This is a genomic window from Neorhizobium sp. DAR64872/K0K18 (assembly GCF_050500175.1).
GTDB lineage: Bacteria > Pseudomonadota > Alphaproteobacteria > Rhizobiales > Rhizobiaceae > Neorhizobium > Neorhizobium soli.
In genome coordinates this window covers 655092-675438 of the sequence record NZ_CP191445.1, presented here as the reverse complement: position 1 = coordinate 675438, position 20347 = coordinate 655092, and the positions used below count along the sequence as shown (strand labels likewise).

The following is a 20347-nucleotide window of genomic DNA, read 5'->3' as shown; positions in this document are numbered from 1 at the left end:
CCCTCAGGGAGTGAGGCAACATTCCCTGAGGGTGCTTGTCAGGTGGAGATCTCGTCGAGGAAGCGCCGCGTGGCAGCCATTCCCCCTTCGGCCCGCTGCATGAAGCTGAGCGCCGCGTCTCCTTTATGCGGGGTCTCGACGCTGATTACGACATCTGCGGGCAGGGCGGCCATCAGATCCTTCAACCACAGGCCGCCGTCGCCTGGAAACATCCTGGCAGTGCGTGCCTCGGCAATGCAACCGGCGTTGTCTGCCGGTTGCTCGGCTGGCGCGTCGCAAAGCTGGAGATACAGCGCCTGGCCCTTCGGCAGGCGCACGACATCAGCGGGGCTTCCGCCGGAGCGTGACAGGTGCAGCGCGTCGATCAGAAGGCCGACATTGTTCCGGCCCGTCGCACTCGCCAGGCGGCTTGCATCATGGATGTTGGCAGTGGAACGCCAACGCATGAACTCGATCGACATTTTGATGCCGTATTGCGCCGCCGCGTCGGCAATGCGGCCGAGATTGTCTGCTGCTCGGGAAAGATCCGGGTCCTCGCAGGTGATCTGCATGATCGGCATTGCGAATTCACCGGCAGTCTCGATCACCGGAAGCCAGGTTTTGATGTCCGTCTCCGGCAGGAGGGTGAACACCTCGCCGTCGTAGAACGACATGCCCGTGTCCGACGCCGCGGCGTTGATTTCGCGGATCAGCTTCTGGTTCCCAACGATTGGATGGGCAAGCTCCAGCCCGTGTGGAGCAATCAGCCGCAGGCTGACGAGATCGTAACCGCAGGCGGCTGCGATCCTGACGTTCTCGACCGGAGGACAACCGAACACGGTCAGATAGGCGAGCGAAAGGGGATGTTGCTTATACATTGTGCGACCTCAATACGTCGCGCGGCCGCCGGAGACGTCGAACACGGCGCCGGTCGAGAACGAGCATTCCTCAGACGCCAGCCAGTTGACGAGCGATGCGACTTCCTCCGCTTCGCCGAGGCGACCGACAGGGATCTTCGCTGTTACATAGGCTTTGAATTCCGGTGTCAGCTGGTTCATCATTTCCGTTTCGATCGCAGCCGGCGTCACGCAGTTGACGCGGATCTGCGTCGTTGCCAGTTCCTTGCCGATCGATTTCGTCAGGCCGATAACGCCCGCCTTCGAAGCGGAGTAGGCGACCGCGTTGGGATTGCCTTCCTTGCCGGCGATCGAGGCGATATTGACGATGCGGCCATAGCCGGTCTTCAGCATTTGCCGAACCGCCGATTGGCAGCAGTAGAATACTGCATCGAGATTGAGCGACATGACGAAGCGCCAGCCGTCATGCGGGTAATCAACGAATTTTTCGAGCGGGCCATTGTGACCGGCGCAGGTCACGAGAATGCCGAGCGGCCCGAGATCCGCGACCGCTTGCTCCGTGGCGGCCTCGACCGCGGCGGGGTCCATGACGTTGACCACATAACCCTTGGCGCCCGGAAGCTTGGCAGCAGCCTCTTCGACCCGTTCCTTGTTGATGTCCCATAGCGCGACCTTGTGGCCCTTGGCCGCAAGTCTTGCTGCGATCGGAAATCCGAGCCCGCCGGCCCCCCCTGTGACGATCGCAACGCGAGGTGTTTCCTGGTTCGCCATGTGTATCTCCTCCCTGGCATTACGACCCGTTTCCCAAGAGCCGCTTTCTTTTCGTTCGTTGTCATCACGCATCCGTTTGGTTGGAACCTAGCGCTTGACATTTGTAGCATACTAACATTCTAGTGGCCTACATGAGTCGCAAATGACCGGCTTGTCAAGCGCTGAGGATGCAGGGCGAGTGAATGGGAGGAGAAGACGATGGGAATGAACGGCAACGCCTTTCTGGCGATCTGGCACGACATCGAAGAGGGCGGGCATGCCGAATATATCGAATGGCATACCCGCGAGCATATGCCCGAGCGCCTTTCGATCCCGGGCTTCAGAACCGGCAAGCGGCTGCATGCTCCCTCTGCCTCCCGCTATGTTTTCGGCACCGTCTATTCCGGCGAGACCCTGGAGACCTTCCGTTCTCCCGACTACCTCGAACGTTTGAACAACCCGACACCCTGGACGACGGCTGTTGCGCCGAGTTTCCGTAATTTTCTGCGCGTCGCCTGCGAACGCATTGCTGAGGCAGGCCATGGTGACGGTGGCAGCATGGCGACGATCCGCTTCGATCTTTCGGGCGACGATGGCGAGACCCGGCTGCGGGCAAATGCTCAGGCACTCGCGGACACGATGCTCGCGGTGCGTGGTGTCTCCTGCGTCCACGTCGGTGTTTCCCGCAACGAGGTTTCGAGCGTCCGCACCAAGGAAACCGAGCTGCGGGCTGTAATGAACGAGACTGTCTTCGACGTCGTCGTTCTGGTCGAGGGGTCGTCGAGCGCAGGACTGCGGGCGGCCTTGCCCGAGGTGGAGCGGCTGGCAGTTGAAAGCGGCATCCTTCAAGCGCCGGTCACTGATATCTATGAGACCGCCTTCTCGATTACCTCGGAAGATATGCGGGGCGCGCCATGACCCGGATTCTGATGACCGGCGGCGCCGGCTTTCTGGGCGGCTGGATCCTCAAGGCGTTGAAGGCCGAAGGCCATGACGTGCGGATTTTCGATCGCTCGACCGACCGCCGCATATTGCGGGACATCGCTGGCGACGAAGCGGATCACGTCGAGTGGTTTGAGGGCGATATTACCGATGGCGCCGCCGTCAAATCCGCCGCCAAAGATTGCGCATCCATTATTCATCTCGCCGCTCTGCTGACCCCAGCCTGCAAGAACGACCCGGTCCTAGGCGCGACGGTGAACCTGATCGGCACGCTGAATGCGTTCGAAGCGGCCAAGGCTAACGGCATTGCGCGGATTGCCTATGCCAGCAGCGCTGCCGTCTTTGGCCCCGATGACGGCTCGACGCCACATCCGGTCACGCATTACGGCGCCTTCAAGCTTGCCTGCGAAGGGAGCGCCCGCGCGTATTGGGCGGATGCTGGTATCTCAAGCATTGGCCTTCGCCCGACGGTTGTCTACGGGCCTGGGCGCGAAAGCGGGCTGACGGCGGGCCCAACGCTTGCCTGCCGCGAAGCGGTTCTCGGCAATGCCTACACGATCGGATATTCCGGCCCGCAGGATCTCGTTTTCGTCGCCGATGTTGCAGCGGCCTTCGCGGCGGCGGCAACAAGACCGTTCGAGGGCGCGCATGCGTTTTCGGTTGGCGGTGCCTGCGAGGACGTCCCGGACGTGATCGCAGCGATCAGGGCCGAGATCCCCGGCGCAAACATTGATTTTGGCGGCCCAGCCGTGCCGATGGCGCCGGATATCAAAGCCACCGACAATCAGGCTCTGCTGGGCCCGATCCCCGTTACGCTGCTCCGGCAGGGAATATCACAGACCATCGCCCATTACCGATCGATCGCGGGGAGGGGCTGATGACCGTCCGCAGCGACATATCGCAGGATCATGTCGGTCATGGTTTCCAGGCGTGCCTCGACCGCGTCTGCAGCCATGAGGTCGCGTCCGAACAGGACCTTCAGCGTGTGGCGATTGGAAACATAGGTAAAGCCGAGGGCGGAAATCGAGATGTAGAGATCGAGAGGGTCCACGCGTCGGAAAAGGCCCTTTGCGACCCCGATATCGAGGATCGTCGAGACCTTCGTCACGACCGAGCTGTTAAGCCCCTTCATGTCGCCGGCCGACTGCAGATGCGCTGCGCCGTGCAGGTTTTCGGTGTTGATCATTCGCACGAAGGCGGGGTTGTCGATATAATACCGGAAGGTAAAGCCGATCAGCGCCTTCATCGCACCGACGGGATCTTCCGGATCGAGCACGAGCGCGTCTTCGGCACTGCGGATGCCGGTGTAAAGATGCTCCATCGCGGCAAGGTAGAGATCCTCCTTGCTGCCGAAGTAGTGGTAGACCATGGCCTTGTTGGAATTCGCGCGCTGAGCGATGCGATCGACCCGTGCGCCACCGATACCGTAGGTCGAAAATTCCGTGATTGCCGATTCCAGCAAAAAGCGTCTGCGCCTTTCCGGCGATCTTTGGCCCGGGTCAAGACTCGTATCAGTGGACATGTTTTCGGTGGTCGTCATCTCAATTCCTCGGCCTCGCGGCCCCGTTACCACAGCAGGCAACAGGGAGCAGCGGCTTAAGTGTAAGCAATCAATCCGCGAGCAGGAATAGCACGTCGATTGACATCAACCAACTGGTTGGTTAATTGAAATACGGGTATTTTCGTCTGGGTTGCGAAGAGGAGTCGCGGCCCGGACATTAAAAGGCATCAACCCTGAGGAGGACATTTCATGCCAGGCAAATTTTCATTCCGCACACTCGCACTCACGCTCGTTGCAGGCGTCAGCATGGCGCTCGGCGCGTCAGCCGCCCATGCGCAGGCTCTTGAGAAGATCAAGAGCGCCGGCGTCATCCGGGTCGGCGTCATGGGCGAACAGGCACCATGGGGCTCGATCGACGCCAGCGGCCAGAACATCGGCTATGACGTCGACGTGGCCAAGCTGATCGGCGAGGAAATGGGCGTCAAGGTCGAGTTCGTACCGAACGCTGTCTCGGCCCGCATCCCGAACCTTCTGACCGGCAAGGTCGATCTGCAGATGGCCGTCATGGGCATGTATCCGGATCGCGCCAAGGCCGTGCAGTTCAGCAAGCCTTATGCAGGCCTGAAGATCATTCTTCTGTCGAGCGCCAAGAACAAGATCACCGCGATCGAGGACGCAAAGAGCCTGCGCATCGGCGTGCCGCGCGGCGCGGCACAGGACAAGGCGATCACCACCCTTCTGGGTGACGTTCCCAACATCCGCCGCTTCGACGACGACAGCTCCAACATCCAGGCGCTCGTCTCCGGCCAGGTCGATGCGATCGGTGGCAACACGACCTACAAGATCAATCTCGACCGCGCATCGCCAGGCAACGACTACGAACAGAAGCTGGTCTTCAACGAACAGTGGATGGGCGTTACCACCAAGCTCGGCGACAAGGAAATCAACGACTGGCTGAACAAGTTCATCGACAAGATCAAGGCCGATGGCCGTCTCGAAGCGATCAACAAGAAGTGGCTGGCAGCAGACGCGCTTCCGAACTTCCCGGAAAAGCTCGAGGGCATACCCTTCACCGTACAGTAAATAGTTAGCGTCAATTCCACGACCGCATGACGAAACGGGGCGCGCAGCCGCGACTGGACAAGCGCGCCCCGATCTGCAGCAAAAGGCATGGACATGCGCACGATCTTTATCCTGAACGGACCCAATCTTAATCTTCTCGGTCAGCGCGAGCCGGATATCTATGGCCGCACGACGCTCGACGAAATTCGTGGCTGGCTGGAAACGGACGCTGCCGAACTCGGCGTCGCGATCGATTTCCGTCAGTCGAATTTCGAAGGCGAGATCATCGAATCCATTCATGCGGCCCGCCATGATGCCGCCGGCATCATCATCAATCCGGCGGCCTATACGTTCACGTCGATCGCCATCCTCGACGCGTTGAAGACCTTCGACAAGCCGAAGATAGAGCTGCATATTTCCAACGTGCACCAGCGCGAGGAAATCTATCACAAATCGCTCGTCTCGAAGACGGCGACGGCAGTCATGGCGGGCTTCGGTGCCTACGGCTATCGCCTCGCTCTGCGGGCCATGGCGGAGATGACGCAATGACCCGCATCGGTCTGATGGGTGTCGGTCTGATCGGCCGCGAACATGCCGACCTCCTGGTGTCCAACCGCCGCGCCGAAATTGCTGCGATCTGCGATCCGTCGTCCGCTGCAGCCGAACTCGCCGCGCGCCTCTCCGTCCCGTACTTTGCCGACTACGACACCATGCTCGACGAGGCAAAGCCCGACGGCGCCATCATCGCGCTGCCGAACAATCTCCATACACCGGCCGCTCTCGCCTGCATCGAGCGCGGCGTACCCTGCATGATCGAAAAGCCGATCGCCGAAAGCATCGCCTCGGCTGCCCGCATTGTCGAGGCGTCGGAGCGAGGCGGGGTGCCCGTTCTTGTCGGTCATCAGCGCCGCCACAGCCCCGACATCCGTTCCGCCAAACGCGCCATCGACGCCGGAGAACTCGGACCGCTGGTCGCTGTCAGCGGCATGACCCTGTTCGACAAGCCGGACGACTATTTCAACACCGAATGGCGTCGCAAGCGCGGCGGCGGCGTGTTGTTGATCAACCTCATCCACGATATCGACGTCCTGCGCTATCTGGTCGGCGAGATCGAAAGCATCCGCGCCTTCACATCCTCGGCCCGCCGCGGTTTTGAGGTCGAAGACACCGCAAGCATTTCGATCCGCTTCGTCAACGGCGTGCTCGGCACATTCCTGATCTCGGACGCAGCCGTCAGCCCCTGGGCCTGGGAATATACGTCCGGGCAGGCGCTCTATCATCCGGCACAGCCCGGTCCCTGCCTTTTCCTCGCCGGACGAAAGGCAGCACTGTCTGTTTCCGACATGTACCTTTGGCGGCACGCGGAAGAAAACGATCACTGGCAGCATCCGCTGGTTCGCGAATACCGCCCCGGCGATGGCTCGCTCACCTATGTCAACCAGCTTGACCACTTCGTGGATGTGATCCGTGGCGATGCAACGCCGCTGATCAGCGCGCGCGACGGGATGTCGACGCTTGCCGCGACGCTTGCGGTCGATCTCGCCGGGCGCGAGGATCGCACCGTGACGCTCGCTGAAATGCTCTCACCGGCAAAGGTGGCCGCATGAAGAAGACATGGTCCCTCTCTTTTCTGACCGGGCTCGGCGTCGCACCGGAAGAAGCGGTGCGTGCGGCGGCAGACGCTGGATACGACTATCTCGGCTTACGCCTGATGCCGGCATTTCCCGGCGGCCTTGCCTATCCGCTGATGGATGACCCGGCGCGCGTGAAATCCCTGATAAGCCTGATGGGCGACAGCGGCGTTGCAGTGTTCGATATCGAGATGATCCGGATTTCGCCGGATTTCGATCCGGAGCCGCTGCTGCCGTTTCTCGAATGTGCCGGCCAGCTCGGCGCCCGCGCCATTCTTGTTGCCGGTGACGATGCCGACGAGGGTCGTCTGACAGCCTCCTTTGTCAAACTGTGCGAGGCAGCACGTCCGTTCGGCCTGTCGATGGATCTGGAGTTCATGCCGCAATCGGAGCTGCGGGATCTCAGCGCTGCGATCCGCGTCCTGAGCGCGGCCGACCAGCCGAATCAGGGCGTGATCATCGATACGCTGCATGTCTCGAGGGCCCGCACGACAATCGAAGAGATCACTGCTGTGCCGCGCAAGTGGCTGAACTATGCGCAGATCTGCGATGCTCCAGCCAAGATCCCGGAGACGCGGGAAGAACTGAACTACACGGCCCGCCACGCGCGGCTTCTGCCGGGCGAGGGGGAGCTCGACCTTGCCGGCATGTTTGCGGCGATGCCGGCGGATCTGCCGGTTGCCGTGGAAATCCCCAACGACGAGCAGTCCGCTGGCCTTTCCGCCGCCGAATGGGCGAAGCGAACGCTGATCGCGTCGCGCAGAATTCTCGAACCCGAATCCGAAGAGACCCAATGACCGGCTTGCAAATAAAGACCATCCAGGGCGTGGATATCCCGAGCCTCGGCCTCGGTACATTCGAACTGAAGGGACAGGAAGGCGAGGCGGCGATCCGTACCGCCATCGAACTCGGCTACCGCCAGATCGATACCGCAATACGCTATGGAAACGAAGTCGAAGTCGGCCACGCCATTCGTGAGAGCGGCGTGGCACGGGGAGAGCTCTTCGTCACCACCAAGATCTGGTTCAACGATCTCGACCCGGAAACGGTCGCGGCGCGCGTCGACGAGAGCCTGGAACGGCTGGGTTTCGACTATGTCGATCTGCTCCTCGTCCACTGGCCAACCAAAGACGTGCCCCTTGGCGAAACGCTTGACGCATTCGCTCAAGCCAAATCCAAGGGCAAGACAAGGCTGATGGGTGTCAGCAATTTCACCGTGGCACTGCTCGACGAGGCGCTCGACGTTCACAAGGCCGAGCTGTTCTGCAATCAGGTCGAATACCATCCCTTCCTGTCGCAGGAAAAACTGCTCGAGCGCATGCGCCGGGCCGACATGCTGCTCAATGCCTATCAGCCGATTGCGCGCGGCAAGGTGTTCAGCTCCAAGCTGCTGACCGAGCTCGGCGCGAAATATGGCAAATCGGCGGGCCAGATCACGTTGCGCTGGCATGTGCAGCAAGATCATGTCGGTGCCATTCCGCGCTCTGCAAAGGCTGAAAACATCAAGTCCAATATGGACATCTTCGATTTTGAACTGTCGTCGGAAGACATGGCTGCCATTCATGCGCTGGCGCGTGGCGAGCGCTATTCCCGTTTCGAGTGGGAACCCGATTGGGACTGAGACGCGGCGATGGTGAAGGCAATGAGGGAGGTAGAACATGACACTTGATTTCAGCGTCGTCACCGATGCTTGGCAATCGCTGGTCTATGGCACGTTGGGAACCCTGTTCCTGGCCGTAGCCGGCATGATGATTGCGACTGTTATCGGCGTGCTGGGCGTGGCGATCCTCAGAACGAACATGGTCATCCCGTCCTTTCTCGTCACGGCTTTCGTCGAGGTGATCCGCAACACGCCTTTCCTTGTGCAGATCTACTTCATCTTCTTCGCGCTGCCACTCGCCGGCGTCCGGCTTAATCCGACCATGACCGCGGTTCTGGCACTGGGGTTGAACGGTGGCGCCTATGCGATCGAGATTATTCGCGGTGGTGTAGAAAGCATTCCCAAGGGACAGACCGAAGCCGGGCTGGCGCTGGGTCTCCACAATCACGAAGTCTTCCGGATGATCGTGCTGAAGCCGGCGCTGCGGGCCATCTATCCCTCGCTGTCGAGCCAGTTCATCCTGCTGACGCTGACGACGGCGATCTGCACCTCGATTTCGGCCTACGAACTGACCTCGGTCGGCCAGCGTATCGAGGCTGAAACCTTCCGCAGTTTCGAGACCTATTTCACCCTGACCGGCATCTATCTCGTGATTTCGATGGTGACCATGTGGACGCTTGCCGCCATCGGCCGGCGTGCCTTCAACTATCCGCAGCGCTGAGGAGGACCAGGATATGGGATACCAAGAACTGACCTACCTGCTGCAAGGCCTCGGCTGGACCCTTGTCCTGACCGCGATGGCCTTTGTTGGCGGCATCATCTCGGGCGTCATCGTGGCGCTGATGCGGGTGTCGAGGATCGCCTTGGTCCGTTATATCGCGATCGGCTGGATCGGGCTCTTCCAGGGCACGCCGCTTCTGATGCAGCTCTTCGTCGCCTATTTCGGCCTGCCGCTTCTGGGCTTCGATCTGCCCGGTTGGGCCGCCGTCGGTATCGCGCTGACCGCGCATGCTTCGGCATTTCTCGGCGAAATCTGGCGCGGCGCGATCGAGGCCGTGCCGAAGGGCCAGACCGAAGCTGCCGATGCGCTCGGCCTCCACACCCGCAGCCTGATGTTCGACGTCATCATGCCGCAGGCGTTCAAGCTGTCGCTGCCGGCAACCGTCGGCTTCCTGGTCCAGCTTCTGAAAGGCACGTCGCTTGCTGCCATCGTCGGCTTCATCGAGCTGACGCGTGCCGGTTCGATCGTCTCCAACCAGATCTACCAGCCGCTTCTCGTGTTCGGCGTCGTCGGCGCCATGTATTTCGCAATGTGTTGGCCGCTGTCCCTGTGGGGACGACGCATCGAGCGGCGTATGTCCGCCGGTTTGGCAAGATAGAATAGGGAAAATGACCATGGCAATTGTGACCAACACCAACGCCCAGCCGACCGGCAAAGAGCCGATGATCATGATGCGCGACGTGGAGAAGTGGTACGGCGCATTCTACGCCCTCAAGAAAGTCAACCTGACAGTGGCGAAGGGTGAGAAGATTGTTCTCTGCGGTCCGTCGGGATCGGGCAAGTCGACGCTGATCCGCTGTATCAACCGGCTGGAAGCAAGCCAGGGTGGCAAGATCGTCGTATCGGGCCATACCGTGAAGGATGACCAGAAGGCGATCGATGCGGTGCGCCGCGAAGTCGGGATGGTCTTCCAGCAATTCAACCTGTTTCCGCACAAGACGGTGCTCGAAAATTGCATTCTCGCGCCCATGCGCGTGCGCAAACTGTCGCGTCCCGAGGCGGAGAAGACGGCCCGCAAATATCTGGAGCGGGTCCGCATCGGCGATCAGGCGGACAAATACCCGGCCCAACTTTCCGGTGGCCAGCAGCAGCGCGTCGCGATTGCGCGCGCGCTTTGCATGGAACCCAAGGCGATGCTGTTTGACGAACCAACCTCGGCGCTCGACCCTGAAATGGTCAAGGAAGTGCTCGATACGATGGTGTCGCTCGCCCGCGATGGCATGACGATGATCTGCGTCACGCACGAAATGGGTTTCGCCCGCCAGGTCGCCGACCGCGTCATCTTCATGGCTGATGGCGAGATCGTCGAGGAAAACGATCCCGAGAGTTTCTTCAGCGCTCCGGCTCATCCCCGTACCCGGGCATTCCTGGGCGAGATCCTGTCGCATCATTGAACCCGCGTACAAGGCGCGTATCTGAATGCGTAAGCGCTTAAGGCACATCGCAAACGAGGCTGAGTAAACGAGGGAAAAGTCATGAAGACGTCCATAGCGACCGTATCGATCAGCGGCGAACTCCCGGAAAAACTTGCAGCGATTGCGCAGGCGGGGTTCAGCGGTGTCGAGATCTTCGAAAACGACTTCTTGGCCTTCGACGGTACGCCTGCCGATGTCGGGCGCATGGTGCGCGATCATGGTCTGGAGATTACGCTTTTCCAGCCGTTCCGCGATTTCGAGGGCATGCCTGAACCGCACCGCTCGCGCCTGTTCGACCGGGCGGAGCGCAAGTTCGATATCATGCAGGAACTGGGCACCGATCTGGTTCTCGTCTGCTCGAACGTCTCGCCGCTGGCGCTCGGCGGTATCGACCGGGCGGTGGCAGATTTTCACGAACTGGGCGAACGTGCTGCCAAGCGTGGTCTGAAAGTCGGTTACGAGGCGCTCGCCTGGGGCAAGCACATTTCCGATCACCGCGATGCCTGGGAAGTTGTCCGGCGCACCAACCACCCGAATATCGGCATCATCCTCGACAGTTTCCACACGCTGTCGCGACAGATCGACATCAATTCGATCCGCTCTATCCCGAAGGAAAAGATCTTCATCGTCCAGCTGGCCGATGCGCCATTGATCGACATGGATCTGCTTTACTGGAGCCGACACTTCCGCAACATGCCGGGCGAGGGAGATCTGCCGGTCGAAGCATTTACCAGCGCCGTCGCCGAAACCGGCTATGATGGCTATTTCTCGCTGGAGATATTCAATGACCAGTTCCGCGGCGGCTCGGCAAAGGCTATCGCGGCAGATGGTCACCGATCACTGATCACGCTTGGAGATCGGGTGCGTCGCAATCCGAATGCGTCGGGCCTGACGCTCCCGGTCATGCCGGACCGCAGCGCCGTGCAAGGGGTCGGCTTCGTCGAATTTTCGGCAAGTGAGGCCGACGCCGGAGAACTGGCCGGCATCTTGCGCACGCTCGGTTTTTCCAAGACCGCACAACACCGCAGCAAGAAAGTCAGCGTGTTTTCGCAGGGCAATATCAAACTGCTTCTGAATACGGACGAGATGGGCTTTGCGAGTGCATCCTACGCCGTGCACGGCACCTCGGCCTATGCAATGGCTTTGAAGGTGGACGACGCGCGCGATGCGATGGATCGTGCGGTGGCATTGGGCGCCGAAGTGTTCAATCAACCCGTCGAGACGGGCGAGGTGACGATCCCCTCTATCCGCGGTGTCGGCGGAGGTCTGATCTACCTGCTCGATGACAAGACGGATCTTTCCCGCATCTGGGATATCGATTTCGCCCCAGTCGATGATGAGCATAAGAAGCAGGATGCCCACCTCCTGAGCGTCGATCATATCGCCCAGACGGTAGCGTATGAGGAGATGCTCACCTGGGTGCTTTTCTACACCTCGATCTTCGAGATGCAGAAGACGCCGATGGTCGATATCATCGACCCATCGGGCGTGGTGCGCAGCCAGGTTGTCGAAGCGCCGCAAGGCTACCTTCGCATTACCCTCAATGGTGCGGAAAACCGGCGAACGCTTGCTGGGCATTTTATTGCGGAGACATTCGGGTCCGGCATCCAGCATCTGGCATTCGAAACTGCGGATATCTTTGCGACGGCCGCGGCCCTGAAGGCGAACGGCTTCCGGCCCTTGCCGATCTCGCCAAACTATTATGGCGACGTGGAAACCCGCTTCGGTCTCGATCCGGACCTGACGGAGAGGCTAAAGGCGGAGAACATTCTCTACGACCGCGACGAGAACGGCGAATACTTCCAGCTCTATAGCGGCACGTTTGGGGAAGGCTTCTTCTTCGAGATCGTCCAGCGGCGCGATTATCGCGGTTATGGCGCTGCGAATGCGATCTTCCGTATCGCGGCCCTGAAGAAGCAGATCAGGCCGGAAGGTGTGCCACGGCTCTAGGGGTCGCGGGAGGCTTTGGTGATGAGGGGCCGGCCGGGTGGGCCGGCCCCTCATGCCATTTGTGTTAGCCGAACAGAACCAGGCTGCTTTTCAGCGTGACCCAGATGCCCCAGATCATGGGGATGCCGACGACGGCCCAGGCGAGAGCGGCCTGAGCGGAGAAGCCACCCTTGCCGATGCCGAATGAACCGGTCGGGCCAGCATTTGCAGCGGCAGTCTTTGCCTGCAGCGAGGCAACCTCTGCGTCGGACATAAACCACTTGTCGGCAAGCGGCCGCACCAGCGAGTTGGCGATGAGGCCAAGCACAAGCATGCCCGCAAGAATATACATCGTGCCGGTGTAGAGAGCCGGTCCCGGCGCAACGCCGGCAGCAATCTGCGCTTCACGAATGTAGTTCACCACGACCGGACCGACGATGCCGGCAGTCGCCCAGGCGGTCAGAAGACGACCGTGGATCGCGCCGACGAACTGGGTTCCGAAGATATCGGCAAGATAGGCCGGGATGGTTGCGAAGCCGCCGCCATACATGGACAGGATGATGCCGAATGCCAGAACGAACAGACCCTTGTTGCCGAGATTGGCAAGTGTCGGTGCGGTTGCATAGAGGATGATGCCGAGGATGAAGAACGTATAGTAGGTGTTCTTGCGGCCGAGCTTGTCGGAGAGCGAGGCCCAGACAAAGCGTCCGCCAATGTTGAAGAGCGACAGAAGGCCGGTGAAGCCTGCAGCGATTGCTGCGATCTGTGCCTTCTGTCCAGCGTCGAGCTGCGCGAACGCGACGTCCGGCAGACCGATCAGCGAACCGGCGAAGATTTCCTGCAGCATCGGCGATGCCATGCCGATAACGCCGATACCAGCTGAGACGTTCAGGCAAAGCACGGCCCAGATCAGCCAGAACTGCTTTGTCTTGTGGGCGTCACGCAGGTGAACGTGTTTCGTGGTGATCATCGTCGACTTGGAAGCAGGCGGTGTCCAGCCTTCAGGACGCCATCCTGCCGGCGGGATGCGGTAGCCGAAGGCGCCGCCCATCATGAAGCAGAAATAGATCGCAGCCATGGCGATGAAAGTCTGCCACACACCGACAGACACGTCGGTCTTGAAGAAGTTCATCAGAAGGTTTGCGAGCGGAGCGCCAATCATTGCGCCGCCGCCGAAGCCCATGATCGCCATGCCTGTCGCCATGCCGCGACGGTCCGGGAACCACTTGATCAGCGTTGACACCGGCGAGATATAGCCGAGACCGAGACCGATGCCGCCGATAACGCCGGCGCCGACCCACATCATCCACAGCTGATGGGTCATGACGCCCATGGCTGCGACGAGAATGCCACCGCACCAGCAGCAGGCGGAGACGAAACCAGCCTTGCGTGGACCGACCTTTTCAAGCCAGCCGCCCCAAATGGCAGCCGAGCAGCCCAGCAACACGAAGAACAGCGTGTAGATCCAGCCGAGATCGGCAACGCGCCAGTTGCAGCTTGTTGTAACCAGGGCCGTCAGCAGGCTCATTCCGGTGCATGACGGGTCGGCTGCACCTGGAATGGCGCGCGAAAGCGGCAGCCAGAAGACGCTGAAGCCGTAGGCCATGCCGATGCAAAGGTGGATAGCGAGGGCTGCCGGCGGCACAAGCCAACGGTTGAAGCCCGGTTTTGCGATAATACGTTCCTTCTCCAGGAGACCGGCGCTTTCGGCGCGGCCTCCTGCTGTTCCTGCAATTGCCATAAAAGAAGATCCCTCTCTGAGTAATGGCTTTCAACGTGAGCTCACCACCGCCCTCCAGCTGAAGGCGAGCTTACGCTTTGCTTTCCGGTGTGATCTCCCGGAAAGCGGTTTCATCTGGCCCCGTTCCCTAACGTCCGGAAACACCCCCGGTCGTTCCCTCTTTGGTTCCCATACCCGTCCCGCTCGGTTCTGCCGGTCGGCGGATCAGTGTCGAAGCCTCGACGACAAGCGGCAGCAATCCTGCGCCGCCGGCATCGAGATGCTCGAATAGGTGCCGGCGCATGCGCGGCTCCCAGAATTTGTTGATATGCGTCGCAACGCCATTGGTTCGCACGCTCTCCGGCTGGGATAAGAAAAACGTGGCGATCTGGTTTGCCATCCGGACCAGCTTTTCGTGGCCGTGGGTTTCATGTGGCACTGTGTCGTCCAACTGATCATGCACCATCGGAAAAAGCTCCGATGGCGATCAGGCGACCCGTCATTGCAGCAGCCGGATACGGTCCGGAGATCCGCGCAGTTGAAGCGCGGCTGCCGTGATAGCTGAAACCTATCGTACGATTGGCTTGTACCGAGATTGAGCGAGTTGCACTGTTTCCGTTACGACGGCTAGTTTCAAGAACTGCACTTGCGACGAACAGTGGCGTCATAGGACTCTGCGACAAATTGGCACTCCCCCTTAATCTGGTTCTTGACCTGTTTGCAAGAGCCCTGCGGCCTCACCGATTGCCTATTTGCAATTGATAATTCCGATTACTCCGCAGCCTCCATTCGACCTGCGATGCGTCGCGATCTGCGCGACAGGTCGCCGTAGTCCTGCTGCCACTCCGTCGGGCCATTCGACGGCGAAACCTGCACGGCCGTGACCTTGTATTCCGGGCAGTTGGTGGCCCAGTCCGAGTAATCGGTGGTGATGACGTTCGCCTGTGTATCGGGATGGTGGAAGGTGGTGTAGACGACACCCGGCGCCACGCGGTCGGTGATCAGAGTCCGCAGCGTCGTATCGCCGGCTCGGCTGGCAAGCTTGATCCAGTCGCCGTCCTTGATCCCGCGCTGCTCGGCATCGTGCGGGTGGATCTCGAGACGGTCCTCCGCATGCCAGACGACGTTTTCCGTCCGTCGCGTCTGCGCGCCGACATTATACTGCGACAGGATACGGCCGGTGGTGAGCAGAAGCGGGAACCGCGGCCCGGTGCGTTCGTCGGTCGCGACATATTCGGTGCGAATGAACTTGCCCTTGCCGCGCACGAAGCCGTCGACATGCATGATCGGCGAGCCGAGCGGATGCGCTTCGTTGCAGGGCCACTGCACCGACCCCATCTTTTCCAGATAGTCGTAGGAGACCTTGGCAAAGCTCGGGGTCGTTGCGGCGATCTCGTCCATTACCTGTGACGGATGGGTGTAGTTCCACGGCAGACCCATGGCCTGCGCCAGTTTCTGCGTCACTTCCCAGTCGGCCAAGCCGTTCTTCGGGCTCATCACCTTGCGAACCCGGTTGATGCGCCGCTCCGCATTGGTGAACGTGCCGTCCTTTTCGAGGAAGGTCGAGCCGGGCAGGAAGACATGCGCGTAATTGGCGGTTTCGTTGAGGAACAGGTCGTGCACGACGACGCATTCCATCGCTTCGAGACCGGCGGAGACATGCTTGGTATCCGGGTCGGACTGCAGGATATCCTCGCCCTGGATGTAGATGCCCCTGAATGTGCCCTCGACCGCCGCATCCAGCATGTTGGGAATGCGCAGCCCCGGTTCGTTGTTGAGCGTCACGCCCCACAGTTTCTCGAACGTGTCGCGCGTGGCATCGTCGGAGATATGGCGATAACCCGGCAGCTCGTGCGGGAAGGAGCCCATGTCGCAGGCGCCCTGGACATTGTTCTGGCCCCGCAGCGGATTGACGCCGACGCCGGGCCGGCCGAGATTTCCGGTGACCATGGCAAGGTTGGCGATCGCCATGACCGTCGTCGAACCCTGGCTGTGCTCGGTGACGCCGAGGCCGTAATAGATCGAGCCATTGCCGCCGGTCGCAAACAGCCGGGCTGCACCACGCAGCAGATCCGCCGGCACGCCGGTATAGTCCTCCGTCGCTTCCGGGCTGTGCGCGTCTTCGGAAACGAAGGCCGCCCAATCCTCGAATTCCGACCAGTCGCAGCGCTCGCGGATGAAGGCTTCGGCAAACAGGCCTTCGGTGACGATGACATGCGCCAGCGCGGTCAGAACAGCCACATTGGTGCCTGGCTTTAAGGGGAGGTGGAACGCCGCCTCGACATGGGCCGAGCGAACGATATCGGTTCGACGCGGATCGATGACGATCAGTTTTGCACCCTGCCGCAACCGCTTTTTCAGCCGCGAACCGAACACCGGATGGCCGTCGGTCGGATTGGCACCGATAATCATCACCACGTTGGTATGCTCGACGCTGTCGAAATTCTGCGTTCCGGCCGAGGTGCCGAAAGCCTGGCCGAGCCCGTAACCGGTCGGCGAATGGCAGACGCGGGCGCAGGTATCGACATTGTTGTTGCCGAAACCGGCGCGGATCAGCTTCTGGACGAGGAATGTCTCTTCGTTGGTGCAGCGCGACGAGGTGATGCCGCCGATAGATTCGCGGCCATACTGATACTGGATGCGCCGGAACTCGGAGGCGACATGGCTAAACGCTTCTTCCCAGCTGACTTCGCGCCACGGATCGGAGATCTTCTCGCGGATCATCGGATTGAGGATGCGGTCCTTGTGGCTCGCATACCCATAGGCGAACCGTCCCTTGACGCAGGAATGGCCGCGATTGGCCTGGCCGTCCTTCCACGGCACCATGCGCACCAGTTCCTCGCCGCGCATTTCAGCCTTGAACGAACAGCCGACGCCGCAATAGGCGCAGGTCGTGACCGTCGAATGCTCCGGCTGGCCGATTGCGATCACCGATTTCTCGGTCAGTGTCGCGGTCGGGCATGCCTGCACGCAGGCACCGCAGGAAACGCATTCGGACTCGAGGAAATGTTCGTGCGCGCCGGGAGAGACGCGGCTTTCGAAACCGCGGCCTTCGATTGTCAGCGCGAACGTGCCCTGCACTTCCTCGCAGGCGCGGACGCAGCGCGAACAGACGATGCATTTGGAAGGGTCATAGGTGAAGTAAGGGTTCGACTCGTCCTTCGGCATCCACTTGGCATTGATGGCGCCGTCGGTCCGGGCCCTCACATGGTTGTCGCCCTCGTAGCCATAGCGAACGTCGCGAAGGCCGACGGCACCCGCCATGTCCTGCAGCTCGCAGTCGCCATTGGCGGCGCAGGTGAGGCAATCGAGCGGGTGGTCGGAGATATAGAGCTCCATCACACCCTTGCGGATCTGTTTCAGCCGCTCCGTCTGCGTGTGGACGACGATCCCGGGCGCAACCGGCGTGGTGCAGGAGGCCGGCGTGCCGTTGCGGCCCTCGACCTCGATCAGACAGAGCCGGCAGGACCCGAAGGCATCCACCATGTCGGTCGCGCAGAGCTTGGGCACCTGGATGCCGGCCTCCATCGAGGCGCGCATAATCGAGGTGCCGGCGGGAACGGTGATCTGGCGACCATCGATAGTCAGCGTCACCGTCTCGGTGGATTTAGAAACGGGTGTGCCGTAGTCGATTTCATGAACGAGGGACATGATGCGTCTCCTGTTTGAAAATGGGGGTGTGGACTGGGCGGCGTGGAGAAAGATCCCCTCTGGCCTGCCGGCCATCTCCGCCACAAGGGGGGCGAACAGATGCCGGGGCGACAATGCCCAATAGGGAAGCAAGCCGCGCGGCAGGTTGAGCCCTCCCACCTGTGGGGAGGGCGGCGAGCACAGCGAGCGGGAGGGGTCTTGTTGCCCGCCCTTCGCTATAGCTGCGGGCATTCGTCATTCGAAAAGCCAAATCGTTGGCTTTTCGTCTGCTACGCAGAGCACTCCTCATCATTCCGCCGCCTCCACCATCGGTGCCGGCGCAAAATCCTCCGGAAAATGGTTCATCGCGCTCATCACAGGATAGGGCGTGAAGCCGCCGAGCGCGCAGAGCGAGCCGAACTTCATCGTGTTGCAGAGATCCTCCAGCAGCACCTTGTTCTTGTCAGGCTCGATGCCGGCCCGTATCTTGTCGACGGTTTCGACGCCGCGGGTAGAGCCGATCCGGCAGGGGGTGCACTTGCCGCAGCTTTCGATGGCGCAGAACTCCATCGCAAAACGTGCCTGCTTCAGCATGTCGGCGCTATCGTCGAATACGCTGATGCCAGCGTGGCCGATCAGCCCGCCCTTGGCGGTAAAAGCCTCGTAGTCGAAGGGCGTATCGAACAGCTCGCGCGGGAAGTAAGCGCCGAGCGGACCGCCCACCTGTACCGCCTTGACCGGACGCCCGGTCGCCGTGCCGCCACCGATATCATCGATGATCTGGCCGAGGGTCAGCCCGAAAGCCGTCTCGAACAGGCCGCCATGCTTGACGTTGCCGGCGATCTGGATCGGGATCGTGCCGCGCGAGCGGCCCATGCCGAAATCCCGGTAGAATTCTGCGCCGCGCTCCATGATCACAGGCACAGAGGCGAGAGAGATGACGTTGTTGACCACCGTCGGCCGGCCGAGAAATCCCTGCAAAGCCGGTAGCGGCGGTTTTGCCCGCACGGTACCGCGCTTGCCTTCCAGCGAGTTCAAGAGCGACGTCTCCTCGCCGCAGACGTAGGCGCCGGCACCGGAGCGGATCTCGATGTCGAAGGCATAGGCCGAGCCCATTACAGAAGGCCCGAGGATGCCAGCAGCGCGGGCGATCTCGACGGCCTCGGTCATCGCAGCAATGGCATGCGGATATTCGGAACGGGTATAGACATAACCCTTCGTGGCGCCGGTCGCGATGCCTGCGATCGCCATGCCCTCGATCAGCACGAAGGGATCACCCTCCATGATCATCCGGTCGGCAAACGTGCCGCTGTCGCCCTCGTCGGCATTGCAGACGATGTATTTCTGAGGGCCCGGCGCGCCCATCACCGTCTTCCACTTGATGCCGGTCGGAAAACCGGCACCGCCGCGGCCGCGAAGACCGCTGTCGGTAACCTTTGCGACGATCTCCGCCTGCGACATCGCGATGGCGTTCCGAAGACCCACAAGTCCGTTGTGCCGCTGGTAATCCTCGAGCGACAGGGGATCGGTGATGCCGCAGCGGGCAAAGGTCAGCCGGGTCTGCTGACGAAGGAAAGGAATTTCCTCCGTCAGCCCGAGACAGAGGTCGTGGCCTCCGCCATCCATCAACCCGGCATCGAACAGACCCGCCACGTCGCCGGTCTTGACCGGACCGTAGGCAACGCGCCCTCTGTCCGTCTCGACCTCGACCAGCGGCTCCAGCCAGACCATGCCGCGCGAGCCGTTGCGCACCAGTCTTGCATCCAGCCCGCGGCTGTCGATTTCCTGCGCGATGGCCTTTGCCACCCTGCCTGCGCCGAGCGCCAGAGCTGCGGCATCGCGCGGAACGAAGATCGTAACCGTCATCGCCTTGCCTCCCGTACCATGTCGCCGAGACACTGCTCGTCGACCCGACCATAGAGTTCGCCGTCCATCATTGCGGCCGGTGCGCAGGCGCAGAGACCGAGACAGTAGACCGGCTCCAGCGTCACCGAGCCATCGAGCGTCGTCTGGTGAAAGTCGATCCCGAGAACCTGCCGGGCGCGATCCGCGATATGGTCGCCGCCCATCGACTGGCAGGCCTCGGCCCGACAGAGCTTCAGCACATGACGGCCCGCCGGATGATCGCGGAATTCGTGATAGAAGGTGACGACGCCGTGCACCTCGGCGCGAGACAGGTTGAGTTCGGTCGCGATCAGCTGCTTGACCTCATCCGGCACGTAACCGAACTCCGCCTGAATGGCATGCAGGATGGGCAGCATCGGCCCTTCGAGATGCATCAGGCTTGCGATAATGCTCAGCGACCGCGCGGTGAACTCACCGGCGGAAATATGCATGTTCATATGAGCGGCCTCCCCGCTGATCCCGCAAGCCGCCCTCCACGACAGCCAACGGGGTCAAAACACGTGCAAGGTGGGCGAACCCAGCTTCACGATGGAGGAAAGTGTCTCATCTCATGATTTTTGTTCAATAGTGCAGAACGGTTACGCAATAGAACAAAGCTATCGCACAACCTGCCGCCATTCGGACGCGTCCGAGTCTTAACTGCAA

General features: G+C 61.1%; 20 protein-coding genes. 11 read left to right on the top strand and 9 right to left on the bottom strand.

Features of this window, described 5'->3' with window-relative positions; genetic code table 11:
* Positions 1-38: 38 nt before the first annotated feature.
* Entirely contained in the window at positions 39-857 is an 819-nt protein-coding gene (locus ACQY1P_RS03015) for a sugar phosphate isomerase/epimerase family protein (RefSeq protein ID WP_430252818.1), read from the bottom strand.
* 9 nt (positions 858-866) lie between these two features.
* Positions 867-1607, bottom strand: a complete 741-nt coding sequence (locus tag ACQY1P_RS03010) for an SDR family NAD(P)-dependent oxidoreductase (protein WP_174197515.1) — start codon at positions 1605-1607, stop codon at positions 867-869.
* Positions 1608-1805: 198 nt separating this feature from the next.
* On the opposite strand from ACQY1P_RS03010, the gene ACQY1P_RS03005 reads away from it, so the two are divergent.
* Complete coding sequence (locus ACQY1P_RS03005) at positions 1806-2504, top strand: hypothetical protein (RefSeq protein WP_062576421.1); 699 nt, start codon at positions 1806-1808, stop codon at positions 2502-2504.
* On the top strand, positions 2501-3406 hold the full coding sequence (locus ACQY1P_RS03000; protein WP_113110038.1) for an NAD-dependent epimerase/dehydratase family protein: 906 nt from the start codon (positions 2501-2503) through the stop codon (positions 3404-3406). Before ACQY1P_RS03005 ends, ACQY1P_RS03000 begins: the two co-directional genes overlap by 4 nt.
* On the opposite strand, the gene ACQY1P_RS02995 is transcribed toward ACQY1P_RS03000, so the two are convergent.
* Positions 3379-3990, bottom strand: coding sequence for a TetR family transcriptional regulator (locus ACQY1P_RS02995; protein WP_162237931.1), 612 nt, complete (start codon positions 3988-3990; stop codon positions 3379-3381). The two genes, ACQY1P_RS03000 and ACQY1P_RS02995, sit on opposite strands and share 28 nt — an antisense overlap.
* A 288-nt stretch (positions 3991-4278) precedes the next feature.
* On the opposite strand from ACQY1P_RS02995, the gene ACQY1P_RS02990 reads away from it, so the two are divergent.
* The 9 genes from ACQY1P_RS02990 (at position 4279) to ACQY1P_RS02950 (ending at position 12468) form a co-directional block, all read left to right on the top strand.
* Positions 4279-5112: a transporter substrate-binding domain-containing protein gene (locus tag ACQY1P_RS02990; protein ID WP_082471667.1), complete on the top strand. Its 834-nt coding sequence runs from the start codon at positions 4279-4281 to the stop codon at positions 5110-5112.
* An 87-nt stretch (positions 5113-5199) separates the two neighbouring features.
* Positions 5200-5640, top strand: coding sequence for a type II 3-dehydroquinate dehydratase (aroQ, locus tag ACQY1P_RS02985; RefSeq protein ID WP_244508889.1), 441 nt, complete (start codon positions 5200-5202; stop codon positions 5638-5640).
* Positions 5637-6698: a Gfo/Idh/MocA family protein gene (locus ACQY1P_RS02980; protein WP_430252815.1), complete on the top strand. Its 1062-nt coding sequence runs from the start codon at positions 5637-5639 to the stop codon at positions 6696-6698. The genes aroQ and ACQY1P_RS02980 overlap by 4 nt, the downstream gene beginning before the upstream one ends.
* Positions 6695-7519, top strand: a complete 825-nt coding sequence (locus ACQY1P_RS02975) for a sugar phosphate isomerase/epimerase family protein (protein WP_430252813.1) — start codon at positions 6695-6697, stop codon at positions 7517-7519. Before ACQY1P_RS02980 ends, ACQY1P_RS02975 begins: the two co-directional genes overlap by 4 nt.
* Positions 7516-8343 carry an aldo/keto reductase gene (locus tag ACQY1P_RS02970; RefSeq protein ID WP_430252811.1) on the top strand — a complete coding sequence of 276 codons (828 nt, stop codon included), beginning with the start codon at positions 7516-7518 and terminating at the stop codon, positions 8341-8343. The genes ACQY1P_RS02975 and ACQY1P_RS02970 overlap by 4 nt, the downstream gene beginning before the upstream one ends.
* A gap of 37 nt (positions 8344-8380) precedes the next feature.
* Positions 8381-9043, top strand: coding sequence for an amino acid ABC transporter permease (locus ACQY1P_RS02965; RefSeq protein WP_092664176.1), 663 nt, complete (start codon positions 8381-8383; stop codon positions 9041-9043).
* A gap of 13 nt (positions 9044-9056) precedes the next feature.
* The gene (locus ACQY1P_RS02960) at positions 9057-9701 is read left to right on the top strand and encodes an amino acid ABC transporter permease (RefSeq protein ID WP_062459043.1); all 645 of its coding nucleotides are present in this window, start codon (positions 9057-9059) and stop codon (positions 9699-9701) included.
* A gap of 73 nt (positions 9702-9774) precedes the next feature.
* The gene (locus ACQY1P_RS02955; protein ID WP_430250009.1) at positions 9775-10497 is read left to right on the top strand and encodes an amino acid ABC transporter ATP-binding protein; all 723 of its coding nucleotides are present in this window, start codon (positions 9775-9777) and stop codon (positions 10495-10497) included.
* An 81-nt stretch (positions 10498-10578) separates the two neighbouring features.
* Positions 10579-12468 carry a bifunctional sugar phosphate isomerase/epimerase/4-hydroxyphenylpyruvate dioxygenase family protein gene (locus ACQY1P_RS02950; protein ID WP_062576410.1) on the top strand — a complete coding sequence of 630 codons (1890 nt, stop codon included), beginning with the start codon at positions 10579-10581 and terminating at the stop codon, positions 12466-12468.
* Positions 12469-12532: 64 nt separating this feature from the next.
* Here the strand turns inward: ACQY1P_RS02950 and ACQY1P_RS02945 are convergent, their stop codons facing one another.
* From ACQY1P_RS02945 to ACQY1P_RS02920, 6 genes are all read right to left on the bottom strand, one after another.
* Positions 12533-14188: an OFA family MFS transporter gene (locus ACQY1P_RS02945; RefSeq protein ID WP_062576409.1), complete on the bottom strand. Its 1656-nt coding sequence runs from the start codon at positions 14186-14188 to the stop codon at positions 12533-12535.
* Positions 14189-14315: 127 nt separating this feature from the next.
* Positions 14316-14633: a formate dehydrogenase subunit delta gene (locus ACQY1P_RS02940; protein WP_062459053.1), complete on the bottom strand. Its 318-nt coding sequence runs from the start codon at positions 14631-14633 to the stop codon at positions 14316-14318.
* Positions 14623-14835: a hypothetical protein gene (locus ACQY1P_RS02935; protein ID WP_156461707.1), complete on the bottom strand. Its 213-nt coding sequence runs from the start codon at positions 14833-14835 to the stop codon at positions 14623-14625. Before ACQY1P_RS02935 ends, ACQY1P_RS02940 begins: the two co-directional genes overlap by 11 nt.
* A 103-nt stretch (positions 14836-14938) precedes the next feature.
* Positions 14939-17818, bottom strand: a complete 2880-nt coding sequence (gene fdhF / locus ACQY1P_RS02930) for a formate dehydrogenase subunit alpha (protein WP_430252809.1) — start codon at positions 17816-17818, stop codon at positions 14939-14941.
* A gap of 288 nt (positions 17819-18106) precedes the next feature.
* Positions 18107-19663, bottom strand: coding sequence for an NADH-quinone oxidoreductase subunit NuoF (locus ACQY1P_RS02925; RefSeq protein ID WP_325264584.1), 1557 nt, complete (start codon positions 19661-19663; stop codon positions 18107-18109).
* Positions 19660-20139 carry a formate dehydrogenase subunit gamma gene (locus ACQY1P_RS02920; RefSeq protein WP_325264586.1) on the bottom strand — a complete coding sequence of 160 codons (480 nt, stop codon included), beginning with the start codon at positions 20137-20139 and terminating at the stop codon, positions 19660-19662. Before ACQY1P_RS02920 ends, ACQY1P_RS02925 begins: the two co-directional genes overlap by 4 nt.
* Positions 20140-20347: the final 208 nt, after the last annotated feature.